The organism is Bacteroides graminisolvens (assembly GCF_963666085.1).
GTDB classification, from domain to species: domain Bacteria; phylum Bacteroidota; class Bacteroidia; order Bacteroidales; family Bacteroidaceae; genus Bacteroides; species Bacteroides graminisolvens.
Map to the genome: position 1 here is coordinate 1,082,399 of NZ_OY762556.1, position 14,761 is coordinate 1,097,159.

Below are 14,761 nucleotides of genomic sequence, written 5' to 3' on the forward strand. Positions count from 1 at the left end.
TATTGTTTGGTTGATTGATAGGGAATGAAAAGAAAAAGGTCTTTTTTGGTGTTTGTTTTCTGGCTATGCCTTTCTTCGTTGGGTGCGCAGCAAACGCTGACCGCGCAGATGGAGCAGTTGCTCCAAGATGATTTGTTGAAGGTATCTGATGTTGGAATTGCGGTGTTTGATTTGACTGACAGTGTGTCGCTCTACACGTATAGGGAACAGAAAACGGCTCGTCCGGCTTCCACGCTGAAGCTGATTACGTCCATCACGCACCTGGCACGCATGAATACGTCTGCCCGCTTTGCCACGTCTGTCTACGGACAGGGGGAGCTTGATGACGATGGTGTTTTACACGGCAATATGTTTGTGAAGGGGCGCTTTGATTCTGAATTCATGGATGCGGATATGGATGAGCTGGTTGCATCGCTCAAAGCCAAGGGATTGAGAAAGGTGAAGGGGAAACTCTATGGGGATGTTTCTTTCTCGGACTCGTTGTTCTATGGTGAGGGTTGGTGCTGGGACGATGCTCCTTATGACTTTCAGCCGATGCTTTCTCCGATTATGTTTCACAAGGGATGTGTGGATGTGTCTGTTGTTCCTTATAAGAAAGGTGTGAATCATGTTACTGTGGTTCCTCGTTCTTCTTTCTACACGGTGGAGAACCTGACAACTAATTCGGGGACCGGCAAGTTCTCTGTCGGCCGCGATTGGATGAATGGAAAAAATGACTTGGTCATACAGGGGGGCTCGCTGAATGCTTTGAACGAGAGAATGACGATATCTCGCCCGGCCGACTTTTTTATGCACACGTTTCGTGAGCGGGCTCATGATCAGGATATAACTATAAAGCGGTTGGGTGGCTTTAGAGTGACTCCACCGGATGCTTTTTTGCTGGTTGAGAAAGCACATGCTACCACTGATGTGCTGCACCGGGCTCTCAAGGAGAGTGACAACTTAGCGGCTGAGGCTTTGTTTTATCATCTGGGTGCTTGGCAGAAGGGGTGTGACACGTGCCGTACCACGGCGAAAGAGTCGGTGCAGGTTATCCGTGATTTGATCAGGGAATTGGGGTATCGGCCCGAACAATATGAAATTCACGATGGATCGGGTGTGTCTTTGTATAATTATGTGAGCCCTGAGTTAATGCTGGCGTTTTTGAAATATACTCATTCCAAACCGGAGATATATAAGGAGATCTTTGATGCGCTGCCCATTGCCGGGGTGGATGGCACGCTGAAATACAGAATGAAAGGTGGGAAGGCTTACGGTAATGTTCATGCTAAAACGGGAACGGTGTCGGGCGTAAGTACGCTGGCCGGCTATTTGAAAGCTGATAACGGTCATGAAATAGCTTTCGTGATTATGAATCAGCAGGTTTTGGATGGAAAGGCTGCGCGGAGCTTCCAGGATAAGCTGTGTGAGCTGCTCTGTTCGTTCAAATAAATTCGGGCGGCTCTTACTTTGCAGAAACAAAGCAAGGAGCCGCCCGAAGTGTGTGTGCTTAACTTTTTATTTATTTGGCAAAGTCTGCCCAATTTACATTTTTCATATCGCCCGTGCGATTGAGTGCTGCATGCATGCCCAAAGCGGCTTGTACGCAGTGAGGAGTTTGTCCTTTGCCCGATAGCTTCATGTAATCCCAAAGAATTTCTTTGTAATCGGGGTGAGCACAGTTCTCAATGATGGCTTGAGCTCTTTCAACAGGGCTCTTACCGCGGAGGTCGGCAACTCCTTGTTCGGTAATTAAGATGTTTACCGAGTGCTCGCTGTGGTCTTGGTGAGAAACCATAGGAACAATGGAGCTGATCTTTCCGTCTTTTGCAACAGAAGGGCATGTGAAGATGGAAATGAAGGCGTTACGAGTGAAATCGCCCGAACCGCCAATTCCGTTCATCATCTTGGTTCCACCGATGTGGGTAGAATTGATATTGCCATATATGTCGGCTTCGATAGCTGTGTTGATTGAGATAAGTCCCAAACGTCTTACGACTTCCGGATTGTTTGATATTTCAGACGGACGAAGAATCAGTTTGTCGCGGAAGAAGTCGATATCATCATAAATGCCTTGCAGACAATCATTGGTTACTGTCAATGAGCAGGTACTTCCAAATTTGATGCGGCCTTCTCTCATCAGTGCGATCACTGAATCTTGAATAACTTCTGTGTACATTTCGAATGCAGGGATGGTTTTGTCTCTTCCCAATGCACCTAAAACAGCGTTTGCGATGTTGCCTACACCCGACTGTAAAGGAAGGAATGTAGAAGGGATTACTCCGCGTTTCATGTCGGCTGCCAGGAAGTCGGCTACATTCTGGCCGATTTTGTCCGTCAAAGGATCGGCTGCCGCGAATGATCTGGCTTCGTCGGGTTTGTTCACTTCAACCACGCCGATAATCTTTTTCGGATCAACCTGAATGTATGGCAGTCCGATTCGATCGCTGGGTTTATAAATAGGGATTTCACGACGGTAAGGAGGATCAAGTGGCTCGTAAACGTCGTGCATGCCCATCATGTTTTTGCTGTGGGCGCTGTTTAATTCAACAATAATTTGATCGGCCAGGCGACAAACTGTAGGAGCAATACCTCCGGCAGCTGTAAGGTAGATCTTTCCGTCGGCAGTCACTTCGCAAGCTTCAATGATAGCCACGTTGACTTTTCCCATGAAGCCGTAACGTACTTCTTGTGCCATCTGCGACAAGTGAATGTCGTTGTAGGCTATCTCACCGTTGTTGACCGCAGTTCTAAAATCTTTATTTGTTGTGTAAGGGGCACGGTAACGAATTGCCTTAACTCGAGAAAGTACTCCGTCACAAGAATCACCGGTAGATGCTCCTGTGAAAATCCCAATCTGAAAGGGATTGCCTTTTGCGTGTTCCTCTTCTGCTATTTTTGCTATTTCTGCCGTAACGGCTTTGGGCGTACCAGCGGGAGTAAATCCGCTTAGCCCGATATTGTAGCCATGTTTTACAAGGCTTGCAGCTTCAGCTGCGCTAATAAAGTTAAATGACATAAATAATAGTATATTTTCTTTGTTTAAATTATTTTTTAATATTTCCTTCGAAGTATTTCTGACCAGATAATAGCTTTTCTCGCATCTTCTGCGGAATTAAGGCTAAAATCATTCTCCCTTATTTCTTCTTGCCGGGAGACTTCTTGAATTTCATCAATTCTTTTTTCAGGAGGTGGTGAAGTGGATTGCTTAAAAGTTTTTTGCTTTTTCATTTTGCTCACTTTTATTTCTGATGATTCTGTTCTGTGAGCAGGAAATGTTTGCGTGGGGAACCACTGTTCTCCATTAGTGGGGAATATAGGACGAGTTTCCATTGTCTCTTTTTCTTGGCCCGAAGGGATACGTGGAGTCGCATCAGGTTGTTTGCCAGCCTTGTTTTTGTTGGCCTGCCTGATGATTCCAATAACGATAACGCCTATGATCACTAGAAATTGTAGGAAATCTTCCATAATGATTTTTCTAAATACGCGCCAAAGGTAGGCATTTAATCTGATTATTACCAATGTTTTAGCATGAAAAAAGGGCAGCTTCACAGCTCCCCTTAGTTTTTTTAACCTAAACCTTAACTATGAAAAAATCTAATGTTTCTTTCATCTCACAAAAATGTAAATTTGAATTATAAAAAGCAAGTATTTTAATGAAAAGATAGTATTTGATTAACATTAATTATAATCTGTAACAAGAAATAGGGCTTTTACTATTCGTTAGACAAATAGATCATGCGAATTTTTGTAGGCTTGCGCATGTCTGTTTCGTTCAAAAAATATGTTATCTTTGCAGCCTCACATTAAAATACATAAAATTATGAACGAATTGACGGGAGCAGACTTTAAATCTGCAACTGTAGAAGACAACAAAAAGTTGTTTATTGAGACTTATGGCTGTCAAATGAATGTGGCCGATAGCGAGGTGATTGCTTCTGTAATGCAGATGGCGGGTTATTCGGTTGCCGAATCGCTCGATGAGGCCGATGCGGTGTTTATGAACACGTGCTCGATTCGCGATAATGCAGAGCAGAAAATTTTAAATCGCCTGGAACACTTCTATGCTTTGAAAAAGAAAAAAAAGCACTTGATAGTAGGTGTTTTGGGTTGTATGGCGGAACGTGTGAAGGATGAACTGATTGAAAAACATCATGTTGATTTGGTGGTGGGTCCTGATGCGTATTTAACCCTGCCCGATTTAGTGGCTGCTGTTGAAACGGGTGAGAAGGCTATCAATGTTGAGCTTTCTACTACGGAGACTTATCGGGAGGTTATTCCTTCGCGTATTTGTGGTAATCACATCTCCGGTTTTGTTTCTATTATGAGGGGCTGCAATAATTTTTGTACGTATTGCATTGTTCCTTACACAAGAGGTCGCGAACGAAGCAGGGACGTTTCCAGTATCTTGAATGAGGTTCGGGATTTAATAACAAAAGGGTATAAAGAAATTACACTGCTGGGCCAGAATGTGAATTCTTATCAGTTTGAGGACGGTGAGCGCACCGTGACATTCCCCATGTTATTACGTATCGTAGCAGAAGCTGCTCCCGGTGCGCGCATTCGCTTCACGACTTCGCATCCCAAAGATATGAGTGACGAAACGTTACAGGTGATAGCCGAAGTACCCAACGTATGCAAGCACATTCATTTGCCTGTGCAAAGCGGTAGTTCACGCATCCTGAAACTGATGAATCGTAAATATACGCGCGAGTGGTACATGGAACGTGTTCAGGCCATTAAAAGAATCATTCCGGATTGCGGACTGACTACCGATATTTTCTCCGGTTTCCATTCTGAAACGGATGAAGATCACCAGCTTTCTCTTTCACTGATGGAAGAATGCGGGTACGATTCTGCTTTCATGTTTAAATATTCCGAACGACCCGGAACGTATGCTTCGAAGAAGTTGGTCGATGATGTACCTGAGGAAATCAAGGTGGCCCGGTTGAATGAGATCATTGCTCTGCAAAACCGTTTGTCGCTCGAAGCCAATCAAAAGTGCGTAGGCAAAACGTATGAAGTACTGGTTGAAGGGGTTTCAAAGCGTTCGCGCGAACAGTTGTTTGGCCGTACGGAACAAAACAAGGTGGTTGTGTTCGACAGAGCCAATTATAAAATAGGCGATTTTGTTCAAGTCGTTATAACAGAAGCCAGTTCAGCCACGCTCAAAGGTAAGCCTTTGGCTGTGTAATACTCGGTTGGATAACATAAAACGGGGCTATCTCATTTGTTGTAAGTGAGATAGCCCTCGTTGTAATGTCTTATTTCCGGTAATTTTCAGGCATTATAATCCACAAGATGATGTAAATAATTCCTCCTGCAAAGGCTGTAAAAATAGTAAGCAGAGCATAGATGAGCCGTGTCACGGTATAATCCATTCCAAAATATTCAGCTAATCCTCCGCACACGCCGGCAATAACCTTGTTGCTCGATTTTGTTAGTGACTTGTTCATGATATATTTGTATGTTAGGTGATGTTAATTTCCAAATGTATAGATAAAATGTCTTTTTTAAAGGCTTTATAATATTAAAAGACCTTAACGAATGCCGATAAGGTCATATTTTATTTGTTTATTTGCACCAAATTAGGGTGTATTGTAGCTTATAGTCAAGGCTTACTTTCAAATTTGATATAAAACTAATGAATAAAGTCAGAATAAATGCTTGTCCGCTGTGCGGAAGCACAAACATAAATCACTTCAAGAATTGTACTGATTTTTATGCCTCTTCTGAATCGTTCGATTTAGGCAGGTGTGAACAGTGCGGTTTTATTTTTACTCATGAATTTCCCGATGAGAAAGAGATTGGGAGATATTATGAAGCTCCGGATTATATTTCGCATACAGATACCCGAAAAGGATTTATGAATCGTATATATCATTATGTACGTTCTTATATGCTTTCTAAGAAAGCGCAACTGGTGATGAAAGAATCGCACCGACGCTCGGGACGAATCTTAGATATCGGTACGGGTACCGGTTATTTTGCCAATGCCATGTATCTGCGTGGCTGGCAAGTGGAAGCCGTTGAAAAAAGTCCGTCGGCTCGTTCATTTGCCAAAGAGCATTTTAATCTGGATGTAAAAAGCGAAGAGGCTTTACTCGATTTTCCGGATGCGAGTTTTGATGTGATTACACTTTGGCACGTCATGGAGCATTTGCAGAATTTACAAAATACGTGGGAGCGCTTGTCTGATTTGCTTTCTGAGCGTGGCATACTTGTGGTCGCGGTTCCCAATTGTGATTCTTATGATGCGAAGAAGTATGGCGAACATTGGGCGGCGTATGATGTTCCGCGTCATTTATGGCATTTTACACCAGCCACTATGCAGCAATGGGGTGCGAAAAACGGCTTTATTCTGGCTGCCCGCCACCCGATGCCTTTCGATGCTTTCTATGTGTCCATGCTTAGTGAAAAGAACAAAGGCAATTCGATGCCTTTTGTAAGAGGATTGCTGACGGGTACCATGGCTTGGTTTAGTTCGTTGGCGAAAAAAGAGAGAAGTAGTTCCATGATATATATTTTCAGGAAGAAAAGATAATGAAGAGTAAAAGCAAAAATAATTCGATTCCATTTTTCGATATGCAGTTTGTAACATCCAGCATCAGTACTATGTTGGTGTTGTTATTGTTAGGGTTAGTTGTTTTCTTTGTACTGGCTGCCAATAATTTATCGGTTTATGTTCGTGAAAACATAAACTTTTCTGTGTTGGTAAGCGATGAGATGAAGGAGTCGGATATATTGAAACTGCAGAAGCGTTTGAATGAGGAGCCTTTTGTGAAGGAGTCTGTTTATATATCAAAGAAGCAGGCTTTGAAGGAGCAGTCCGAAGCGATGGGAACCAATCCGGAAGAGTTTCTGGGCTATAATCCTTTTACTGCTTCTATCGAGATTAAGTTGCACTCGGATTATGCCAATTCCGACAGTATTGCAAAGATTGAAAAGGTGATAAAGAAAAATACGAATATTCAGGAAGTGCTTTACCAGAAAGATCTGATAGATGCGGTGAATGAAAACATCAAAAACATAAGTCTGGTTCTTCTTGCGTTGGCTGTTGTGCTTACCTTTATATCTTTTGCATTAATCAATAACACCATACGTCTGGCTATCTATTCCAAACGATTCCTTATTCACACGATGAAGCTGGTAGGAGCAAGCTGGGCATTTATACGTAAACCCTTTTTGCTTCGAAACATTTGGAGCGGGATACTTGCGGCAATCATTGCCGATTCTATTTTAATGGGAACAGCGTATTGGTTAGTTTCTTATGAGCCCGAATTGATACGGGTTATAACTCCCAATGTGATGGTATTGGTGGCTCTTTCTGTGTTGGTTTTTGGGGTGCTTATCACTTTCTTTTGTGCTTATTTGTCTATTAATAAGTACCTTAGAATGAAAGCCGGTTCATTGTACTACATTTAATAAAACGATAATAAAATGGCGGATAAACAAAAATTTGCTTTCGACAAAACCAATTTCATTCTGTTGGCTGTCGGCATGGTGGTTGTTATTCTTGGATTTCTGTTGATGACAGGTCCTTCTTCCACAGAATCGGCTTTTGAGCCTGATATTTTTAGTGTTAGAAGAATTAAGGTAGCACCCGTTGTCTGCTTCCTGGGTTTTATTTTTATGATCTACGCTGTGCTGCGTAAGCCTAAAATAAAAGAATAAGGAATGGGTGATTTGACTATTCTACAGACTATTATTATAGCTATTGTAGAAGGATTGACTGAATTTTTGCCGGTTTCGTCGACCGGTCACATGATTATAGCCCAAAATATGCTGGGGGTACAAAGCACTGAATTTGTGAAGGCATTTACTGTAATTATTCAGTTTGGTGCTATTTTATCAGTGGTGTGTCTTTATTGGAAGCGTTTTTTCAAACTGAATACATGTACTGTCTTCGGTAATGAGGGAGTAAGCGGACTGTCGACAACGCAAAAAATGCTGGTTTACGGAAAGCGCATATTGTATAAATTTGATTTCTACTGGAAGCTGCTGGTTGCTTTTCTTCCTGCTGCCTTTTTCGGCTTGCTTTTCAGTGATAAGATTGACGAGATGTTGGAGAGTGTGGCTGTTGTTGCGGTAATGCTTGTCCTGGGTGGAATATTCATGCTTTTCTGTGATCAAATTTTTGTGAATCAGGAAGAGCAGACAGAACTAACAGAGAAACGAGCTTTCAAAATCGGTTTGTTTCAATGTGTTGCCATGATACCGGGAGTGTCTCGTTCCATGGCTACCATAGTGGGAGGGATGACACAAAAAATGACGCGCAAAGCGGCAGCAGAGTTCTCTTTCTTTCTGGCCGTTCCTACGATGTTTGCCGCCACTGCTTACAAGGTCTATAAGTTATTTACTACAGGAGGTATGCAGATTCTGGCTGATAATATGGGAGCATTGATTATTGGGAACATCGTGGCATTTGTTGTGGCATTGTTGGCCATCAAGTTTTTTATCAGCTTTGTAACCAAATATGGATTCAAAGCTTTTGGCTACTATCGTATTATAGTGGGAGGAATTATTTTAGTGATGTTGATGTTTGGTTATAATTTAGAAATTGTTTGATGAATTTTACAGAAGGAGAAGTACTTTATTTTAATAAGCCATTAAGGTGGACGTCATTCAATCTGGTTGCGAGAGTACGCACTCAGTTGAGTAGAAAAATAAAAGTGAAGAAATTAAAAGTGGGGCACGCCGGTACTCTTGATCCGTTGGCAACGGGTGTGATGATTATCTGTACCGGGAAGGCGACCAAAAGAATAGAGGAGTTTCAATATCAGACTAAAGAGTATATTGCAACGATATGCTTGGGAGCAACAACGCCTTCGTATGATTTAGAGAAAGAAATTGATGCTACTTACCCAACGGAACACATAACTCCGGAGATGGTTGCAGAAACTCTTTCTCGGTTTTTGGGTGAGATTCAACAGATACCACCGGCCTTCTCGGCTTGTAAAGTTGATGGGACCAGAGCTTACGAACTGGCGCGAAAAGGGAAGGAAGTGGAGCTCAAGCCCAAAACATTGGTTATTGATGAAATAGAGTTGCTGGAGTGTAATTTGCCCGAAATTAAAATCAGGGTTGTATGTAGCAAAGGTACTTACATTCGTGCTTTGGCCAGGGATATAGGAGAAGCGCTTCAAAGCGGTGCGCATCTTACCGGTCTTATTCGTACCCGGGTAGGTGAGGTCACGCTAGAACATTGTTTGGACCCTGAGTGTTTTGTAGAATGGCTTGAGCAACAGAGTATTGATGAAGAAAATAAAAATGACTAAAAAGCGTATATATGAAACTGTCACAATTTAAATTTAAGCTGCCTGAGGAGAAGATTGCTTTGTATCCTGCAAAGTATAGAGATGAGTCACGCCTGATGGTGTTACATAAAACTACAGGTGAGATTGAGCACAAAGTGTTTAAAGATATTTTGGGCTATTTTGATGATAAAGATGTGTTCATCTTTAATGATACCAAAGTGTTCCCGGCCCGGTTGTACGGAAACAAGGAGAAGACGGGAGCTCGCATTGAAGTGTTCTTATTGCGTGAACTAAACGAAGAGCTTAGATTGTGGGATGTATTGGTTGATCCGGCACGTAAAATACGCATCGGTAACAAACTTTATTTCGGTGAAGATGATTCAATGGTAGCTGAGGTGATAGATAATACAACGTCACGCGGACGTACGCTTCGCTTTTTGTATGACGGTCCTCACGAGGAGTTCAAAAAGGCGCTTTATGCATTAGGAGAAACTCCGCTTCCGCACACCATTATCAAACGTCCCGTTGAAGAAGAAGATGCGGAACGTTTTCAGTCTATATTTGCACGTAAAGAAGGGGCCGTGACTGCTCCAACCGCTAACTTGCACTTTAGTCGTGAGTTGATGAAACGTCTTGAAATCAAGGGGATTGATTTTGCATTCGTTACGATGCATGCCGGACTGGGTAACTTCCGTGACATTGACGTGGAAGATCTTACCAAGCATAAGATGGATTCTGAACAGATGCAGGTTGGCGAGGATGCCGTTAGCCGGGTGAATCGTGCTAAAGATGAAGGTCGAAGAGTTTGTGCTGTCGGTACTACTGTGATGCGTGCAGTTGAAAGTGCTGTTAGTACGGATGGACACTTGAAGGCTTTTGAAGGCTGGACCAATAAATTCATCTTCCCTCCTTATGATTTTACTGTGGCCAATAGTATGGTCTCTAATTTTCATATGCCGCTTTCTACTTTGCTGATGATTGTAGCTGCATTTGGAGGTTATGATCAGGTAATGGAGGCTTATCACGTAGCATTGAAAGAAGATTATCGTTTTGGTACGTATGGAGATGCCATGCTTATCATTGATTGATATGAGCATATTATGGCGAAAGTATATTTGGGCTTGGGCACTAATTTAGGCGACAAAGAACAAAATCTTCATTCCGCCATACTGTACATTGAAAAGCAGATAGGGACCGTTGTGTCCTTGTCTGCTTTTTATAATTCTGAACCTTGGGGGTTTGAGTCGGCCAATAGTTTCCTGAATGCGGTGTTGTGTGTGGAGACTGATTTGCAGCCACTCGATTTACTTCACCAAACTAAACAGATTGAGGTATGTATGGGGCGAACTGCTAAGTCTTCAGACGGCATATACAGTGATCGTATTATGGATATTGATTTATTGCTCTATGACGCTTTAATAATGGAAACCCCTCAGCTTGTACTTCCGCATCCACTTATGAATCAGCGTGTTTTTGTAATGGAACCTTTGGCTCAAATTGCTCCCGACTTGAAGCATCCTGTTCTGCATACTACCATGGCGGAATTACTCAAACAGATATCCTGACGCCTATCTCTCTGTTATTTATTCTTCTTTTTTGGATTTATTATAAATAAGATATATGATTGTTTAGTTATAATCTTTATCTTTGCAAACTGAAATGAAATGTGGAAAGATTTGAGTAGCTTGCAACCACAGAAAAAAATGCTAAACAACATTCCTCTGCTTTTGCACTTCTACTCTTCCTTGTCGCCATTTCAAAGATTATCATTATCAATTCATAAATTTGTTATGGGATATTTATTCACATCCGAATCGGTGTCTGAAGGGCACCCCGACAAAGTGGCCGATCAAATATCGGACGCTGTACTTGATGAGCTGTTGGCTTATGACGCCAGTTCAAAAGTAGCTTGCGAAACCTTGGTTACTACCGGACAGGTAGTGCTGGCGGGAGAAGTGAAATCTGAAGCATATGTGGATCTGCAGGAAGTGGCCAGAAATGTGATCAATCGCATTGGTTACACCAAAGGAGAATATATGTTTGAAGGAAACTCATGTGGTGTATTCTCTGCTATTCATGAGCAGAGCGCAGATATAAATCGTGGCGTAGAACGCGAAGACCCAATGAATCAGGGGGCGGGTGACCAAGGAATGATGTTTGGTTACGCAACAAACGAAACTGAGAATTACATGCCTTTGTCGCTTGATTTGGCTCATCGCATACTTCAAGTATTGGCTGAGGTACGTCGTGAGGGTAAGGAAATGACTTATCTTCGTCCGGATTCTAAGAGCCAGGTTACGATTGAATATAATGACAACGGACAACCTGTTAGGATTGATACCATTGTTGTTTCAACTCAGCATGACGACTTTGTACAGCCTGCTGATGCTTCTGCTGAAGCTCAGTTGAAAGCTGATGAAGAGATGCTTGCTGTGATACGTAAAGATGTGATTGAGGTGCTGATGCCTCGTGTTATTGCTTCTATCAACAACGAAAAGATATTAGCCTTATTCAATGAGGATATTACGTATCATGTGAACCCTACCGGTAAATTTGTTATTGGTGGCCCTCACGGTGATACGGGATTGACAGGTAGAAAAATCATCGTTGATACGTATGGTGGTAAAGGTGCTCATGGTGGTGGTGCTTTTTCTGGTAAAGACCCTAGTAAGGTGGATCGCAGTGCTGCTTATGCTGCCCGTCACATTGCTAAGAATCTAGTGGCTGCCGGTGTTTCCGATGAGGTACTTGTTCAGGTTTCTTATGCCATTGGTGTGGCTCGCCCAATCAATATCTATGTCAATACATACGGACGCAGTAATGTAAAAATGACCGATGGTGATATCGCTAGAAAAGTTGACGAGTTATTTGACCTCCGTCCTAAGGCTATTGAAGATCGTTTGAAACTTCGTAACCCTATCTACAGTGAAACTGCTGCTTATGGGCACATGGGACGCGAACCGCAAATGGTTACCAAACATTTCCATTCCCGCTATCTGTCAGATAAAGTAATGGAAGTTGAATTGTTTACGTGGGAGAAACTCGATTACGTAGATAAAATCAAAGCCGCTTTCGGATTGTAATCAGCGTAGCTTTACAGCTATTTATTTATAGGAAGGTTGTTCAACCTGTTGTTTTATATAACAGTGTGGATGACCTTCCGTCTTTTTAATGATGGAAATAAATAAAGTTTCTCTATTTTTGTAGTCGATTTAGCTTAATATCTCTTTTGATGAATAAGATACATTCCGTTTGTGTGTATAGCGCCTCAAGTACTCAGATTGATCCTGTTTACTTTGAAGCGGCTCAAGAACTTGGTCGCTTATTGGCCAAGGAAGAAATCCGTTTGGTTAATGGTGCAGGAAGCATTGGACTGATGCGCTCGGTAGCCGATGCGGTGCTTTCGGCCGGAGGGGCTGTAACGGGTGTTATCCCTAATTTTATGGTTGAGCAGGGGTGGCATCACACCGGACTCACAGAGTTGATCAAGGTTGATAGCATGCATGAACGTAAACAGTTGATGGCGGACTTAAGTGATGCTGTTATAGCTTTACCCGGAGGATGCGGAACGCTGGAGGAGCTCCTTGAGATTATTACTTGGAAACAGCTGGGGCTTTACTTAAATCCGATTGTTATATTGAATATAAATGGCTTTTATGACCCGTTGTTGACAATGCTGCAAAAAGCCATTGAAGAGCGATTTATGCGTTCTCGTCATGGTGATATATGGACTATGGTCAATACGCCTCAGATGGCGCTGGAAAAGATACATAGTGTGCCTGTTTGGGATTCTTCTATTCGGAAATTTGCGGCCATATGAACGTGAGGGATACAATAACGACCCCATTGCCGGTTGATACTGTTCATGCGGAGAAGGCTCTGCCGTGTTTTGTGTTGAAACCAGATACGGCTCGTATTTCGGAGGCTGAAAAGGCGGATACATTAACTCTTTATTATCAAGAACAATTTGTATCGGCCGACTCAACGTGTCTTACCACCTATCATTCGGAGCGTGAATTTGCCAGTGGCATTGAAGGAGAACGTGTTTCTTATAACACCCGTTCCGACGATGTAATTGTTGGGGTTATATTGGCTTGTTTCTTTGCTTCTGCTTATGTGCTCTCAAGGAGTAAGAAGTTTCTGATACAACAGCTAAAAGAGTTTATGGCTCACAGGGATCGTTCTAGTCTTTTTGATACTTCAACGGCTGCAGATGTACGCCATCTGGTGATGCTGGGCATACAAACCTGTGTGTTGTCTGGGGTGTGTTTGTTCGATTATTTTAGTGCGGATATACCATTGCTCACGGAAAAAATAAATCCTCATTTGTTACTTGCCGGATATGTAGGATTATGTGTGTCATATCTGATTTTTAAATGGATGATTTATGCTTTTATAGGTTGGGTGTTCTTTGATAAAAAAAAGACAAGCATTTGGCTGGAGTCGTATTTTACCATTATATATTATGCCGGATTTACACTTTTCCTTTATGCTCTTTTCTTTATTTATTTCGATCTTAGCCTGGTTTACATGACAGCAATAAGTTTACTTTTGATAATTTCAGCTAAAATATTGATATTGTATAAGTGGATAAAGCTTTTTTTTAATAATGTTTATGGTCTTCTGCTTTTAATTTTGTACTTTTGTGCGCTCGAAATTCTCCCCTGTTTTATTGCTTATGAGGGGTTGGTTCAGATTAATAACTTATTGCTAATAAAATTTTAGGACGTTGAAAATAAAAAAAGTACTTGTGTCGCAGCCGAAACCTGCTTCAGAGAAATCTCCTTATTACGATATTGCAGAGAAGTATGGAGTGAAAATAGACTTCCGCCCGTTCATTAAAGTAGAAAGCCTTTCTGCCAAGGAATTCAGGCTACAAAAAGTGTCTATATTAGATCATACTGCTGTGATTTTTACCTCTCGTCATGCAATAGACCATTTCTTCGGACTTTGCACTGAGATGCGTATTGCAATTCCTGAAACAATGAAATATTTCTGTGTTACCGAAGCAGTAGCTCTTTATATACAGAAATATATTCAATATCGTAAAAGAAAGATTTTCTTTGGTAATACGGGAAAAATAGAAGACTTGGTGCCTTCTATTGTGAAGCATAATAGTGAGAAATACTTCGTTCCGATGTCTGACGTGCATACTGACGAAATCAAAAATCTGCTTGATAAAAATAAAATTACTCATACTGAGGCGGTTATGTATCGTACAGTGAGCAATGATTTTCAAGAAGGAGAGGCTTTTGATTACGATATGCTTTTGTTCTTTAGTCCGGCAGGAGTTTCTTCATTGAAGAAAAACTTTCCTAACTTTGATCAGAAAGAGATCAAGATAGGAACTTTTGGTTCAACAACAGCACAGGCCGTTCGTGATGCCGGCCTGCGTCTTGATTTGGAAGCTCCCACTGTGCAGGCGCCTTCTATGACTGCTGCATTGGAGATGTTTATCAAAGAGACGAATAAGGGAAAATAAAAACAAAAAATTGCGGTCGGCAGATTGGTTGCCTGAGAGTTGT

The 14,761-nt window shown here is 41.9% G+C and carries 16 protein-coding genes; 13 read left to right on the forward strand and 3 right to left on the reverse strand.

The genetic code is table 11. The features are described 5' to 3' along the window. Positions 1–24: 24 nt before the first annotated feature. Entirely contained in the window at positions 25–1,431 is a 1,407-nt protein-coding gene (gene dacB / locus ACKPCE_RS04295; protein WP_319504326.1) for a D-alanyl-D-alanine carboxypeptidase/D-alanyl-D-alanine endopeptidase, read from the forward strand. 70 nt (positions 1,432–1,501) lie between these two features. Here the strand turns inward: dacB and ACKPCE_RS04300 are convergent, their stop codons facing one another. Continuing rightward, the gene (locus ACKPCE_RS04300; protein ID WP_024995957.1) at positions 1,502–2,998 is read right to left on the reverse strand and encodes a butyryl-CoA:acetate CoA transferase; all 1,497 of its coding nucleotides are present in this window, start codon (positions 2,996–2,998) and stop codon (positions 1,502–1,504) included. A gap of 35 nt (positions 2,999–3,033) precedes the next feature. Beyond that, entirely contained in the window at positions 3,034–3,447 is a 414-nt protein-coding gene (locus ACKPCE_RS04305; RefSeq protein WP_319504327.1) for a hypothetical protein, read from the reverse strand. A 355-nt stretch (positions 3,448–3,802) separates the two neighbouring features. Between ACKPCE_RS04305 and miaB the strand changes: the two genes are divergently transcribed. Continuing rightward, the gene (miaB, locus tag ACKPCE_RS04310) at positions 3,803–5,173 is read left to right on the forward strand and encodes a tRNA (N6-isopentenyl adenosine(37)-C2)-methylthiotransferase MiaB (RefSeq protein WP_319504328.1); all 1,371 of its coding nucleotides are present in this window, start codon (positions 3,803–3,805) and stop codon (positions 5,171–5,173) included. 70 nt (positions 5,174–5,243) lie between these two features. Here miaB and ACKPCE_RS04315 read toward each other — a convergent pair whose 3' ends face one another. Continuing rightward, positions 5,244–5,435, reverse strand: coding sequence for a PspC domain-containing protein (locus tag ACKPCE_RS04315; RefSeq protein WP_034781116.1), 192 nt, complete (start codon positions 5,433–5,435; stop codon positions 5,244–5,246). A gap of 188 nt (positions 5,436–5,623) precedes the next feature. On the opposite strand from ACKPCE_RS04315, the gene ACKPCE_RS04320 reads away from it, so the two are divergent. The 11 genes from ACKPCE_RS04320 to ACKPCE_RS04370 all read left to right on the forward strand — a co-directional run bounded on the left by ACKPCE_RS04320 (position 5,624) and on the right by ACKPCE_RS04370 (position 14,718). Beyond that, positions 5,624–6,523 carry a class I SAM-dependent methyltransferase gene (locus tag ACKPCE_RS04320; protein ID WP_308764773.1) on the forward strand — a complete coding sequence of 300 codons (900 nt, stop codon included), beginning with the start codon at positions 5,624–5,626 and terminating at the stop codon, positions 6,521–6,523. Then, complete coding sequence (locus ACKPCE_RS04325) at positions 6,523–7,404, forward strand: cell division protein FtsX (protein WP_024995962.1); 882 nt, start codon at positions 6,523–6,525, stop codon at positions 7,402–7,404. The genes ACKPCE_RS04320 and ACKPCE_RS04325 overlap by 1 nt, the downstream gene beginning before the upstream one ends. 15 nt (positions 7,405–7,419) lie before the next feature. Continuing rightward, a complete protein-coding gene (locus tag ACKPCE_RS04330) occupies positions 7,420–7,653 on the forward strand; it encodes a DUF3098 domain-containing protein (protein WP_024995963.1) in 234 nt (77 codons plus the stop codon). Positions 7,654–7,656: 3 nt separating this feature from the next. Continuing rightward, entirely contained in the window at positions 7,657–8,547 is an 891-nt protein-coding gene (locus ACKPCE_RS04335; RefSeq protein ID WP_319504329.1) for an undecaprenyl-diphosphate phosphatase, read from the forward strand. After that, the gene (truB, locus tag ACKPCE_RS04340) at positions 8,547–9,257 is read left to right on the forward strand and encodes a tRNA pseudouridine(55) synthase TruB (protein WP_276991505.1); all 711 of its coding nucleotides are present in this window, start codon (positions 8,547–8,549) and stop codon (positions 9,255–9,257) included. The genes ACKPCE_RS04335 and truB overlap by 1 nt, the downstream gene beginning before the upstream one ends. Positions 9,258–9,268: 11 nt before the next feature. Next, positions 9,269–10,324, forward strand: coding sequence for a tRNA preQ1(34) S-adenosylmethionine ribosyltransferase-isomerase QueA (queA, locus tag ACKPCE_RS04345; protein ID WP_276991508.1), 1,056 nt, complete (start codon positions 9,269–9,271; stop codon positions 10,322–10,324). Between the two features lie 12 nt (positions 10,325–10,336). Next, entirely contained in the window at positions 10,337–10,801 is a 465-nt protein-coding gene (gene folK, locus ACKPCE_RS04350) for a 2-amino-4-hydroxy-6-hydroxymethyldihydropteridine diphosphokinase (protein WP_319504330.1), read from the forward strand. A 225-nt stretch (positions 10,802–11,026) separates the two neighbouring features. Further along, on the forward strand, positions 11,027–12,319 hold the full coding sequence (gene metK / locus ACKPCE_RS04355; protein ID WP_276963908.1) for a methionine adenosyltransferase: 1,293 nt from the start codon (positions 11,027–11,029) through the stop codon (positions 12,317–12,319). Positions 12,320–12,468: 149 nt separating this feature from the next. After that, positions 12,469–13,056: an LOG family protein gene (locus tag ACKPCE_RS04360; protein WP_319504331.1), complete on the forward strand. Its 588-nt coding sequence runs from the start codon at positions 12,469–12,471 to the stop codon at positions 13,054–13,056. Next, a complete protein-coding gene (locus ACKPCE_RS04365) occupies positions 13,053–13,961 on the forward strand; it encodes a DUF4271 domain-containing protein (protein WP_319504332.1) in 909 nt (302 codons plus the stop codon). Before ACKPCE_RS04360 ends, ACKPCE_RS04365 begins: the two co-directional genes overlap by 4 nt. A 4-nt stretch (positions 13,962–13,965) precedes the next feature. Next, positions 13,966–14,718: a uroporphyrinogen-III synthase gene (locus ACKPCE_RS04370; RefSeq protein WP_027317649.1), complete on the forward strand. Its 753-nt coding sequence runs from the start codon at positions 13,966–13,968 to the stop codon at positions 14,716–14,718. The last annotated feature ends 43 nt before the right edge of the window (positions 14,719–14,761 follow it).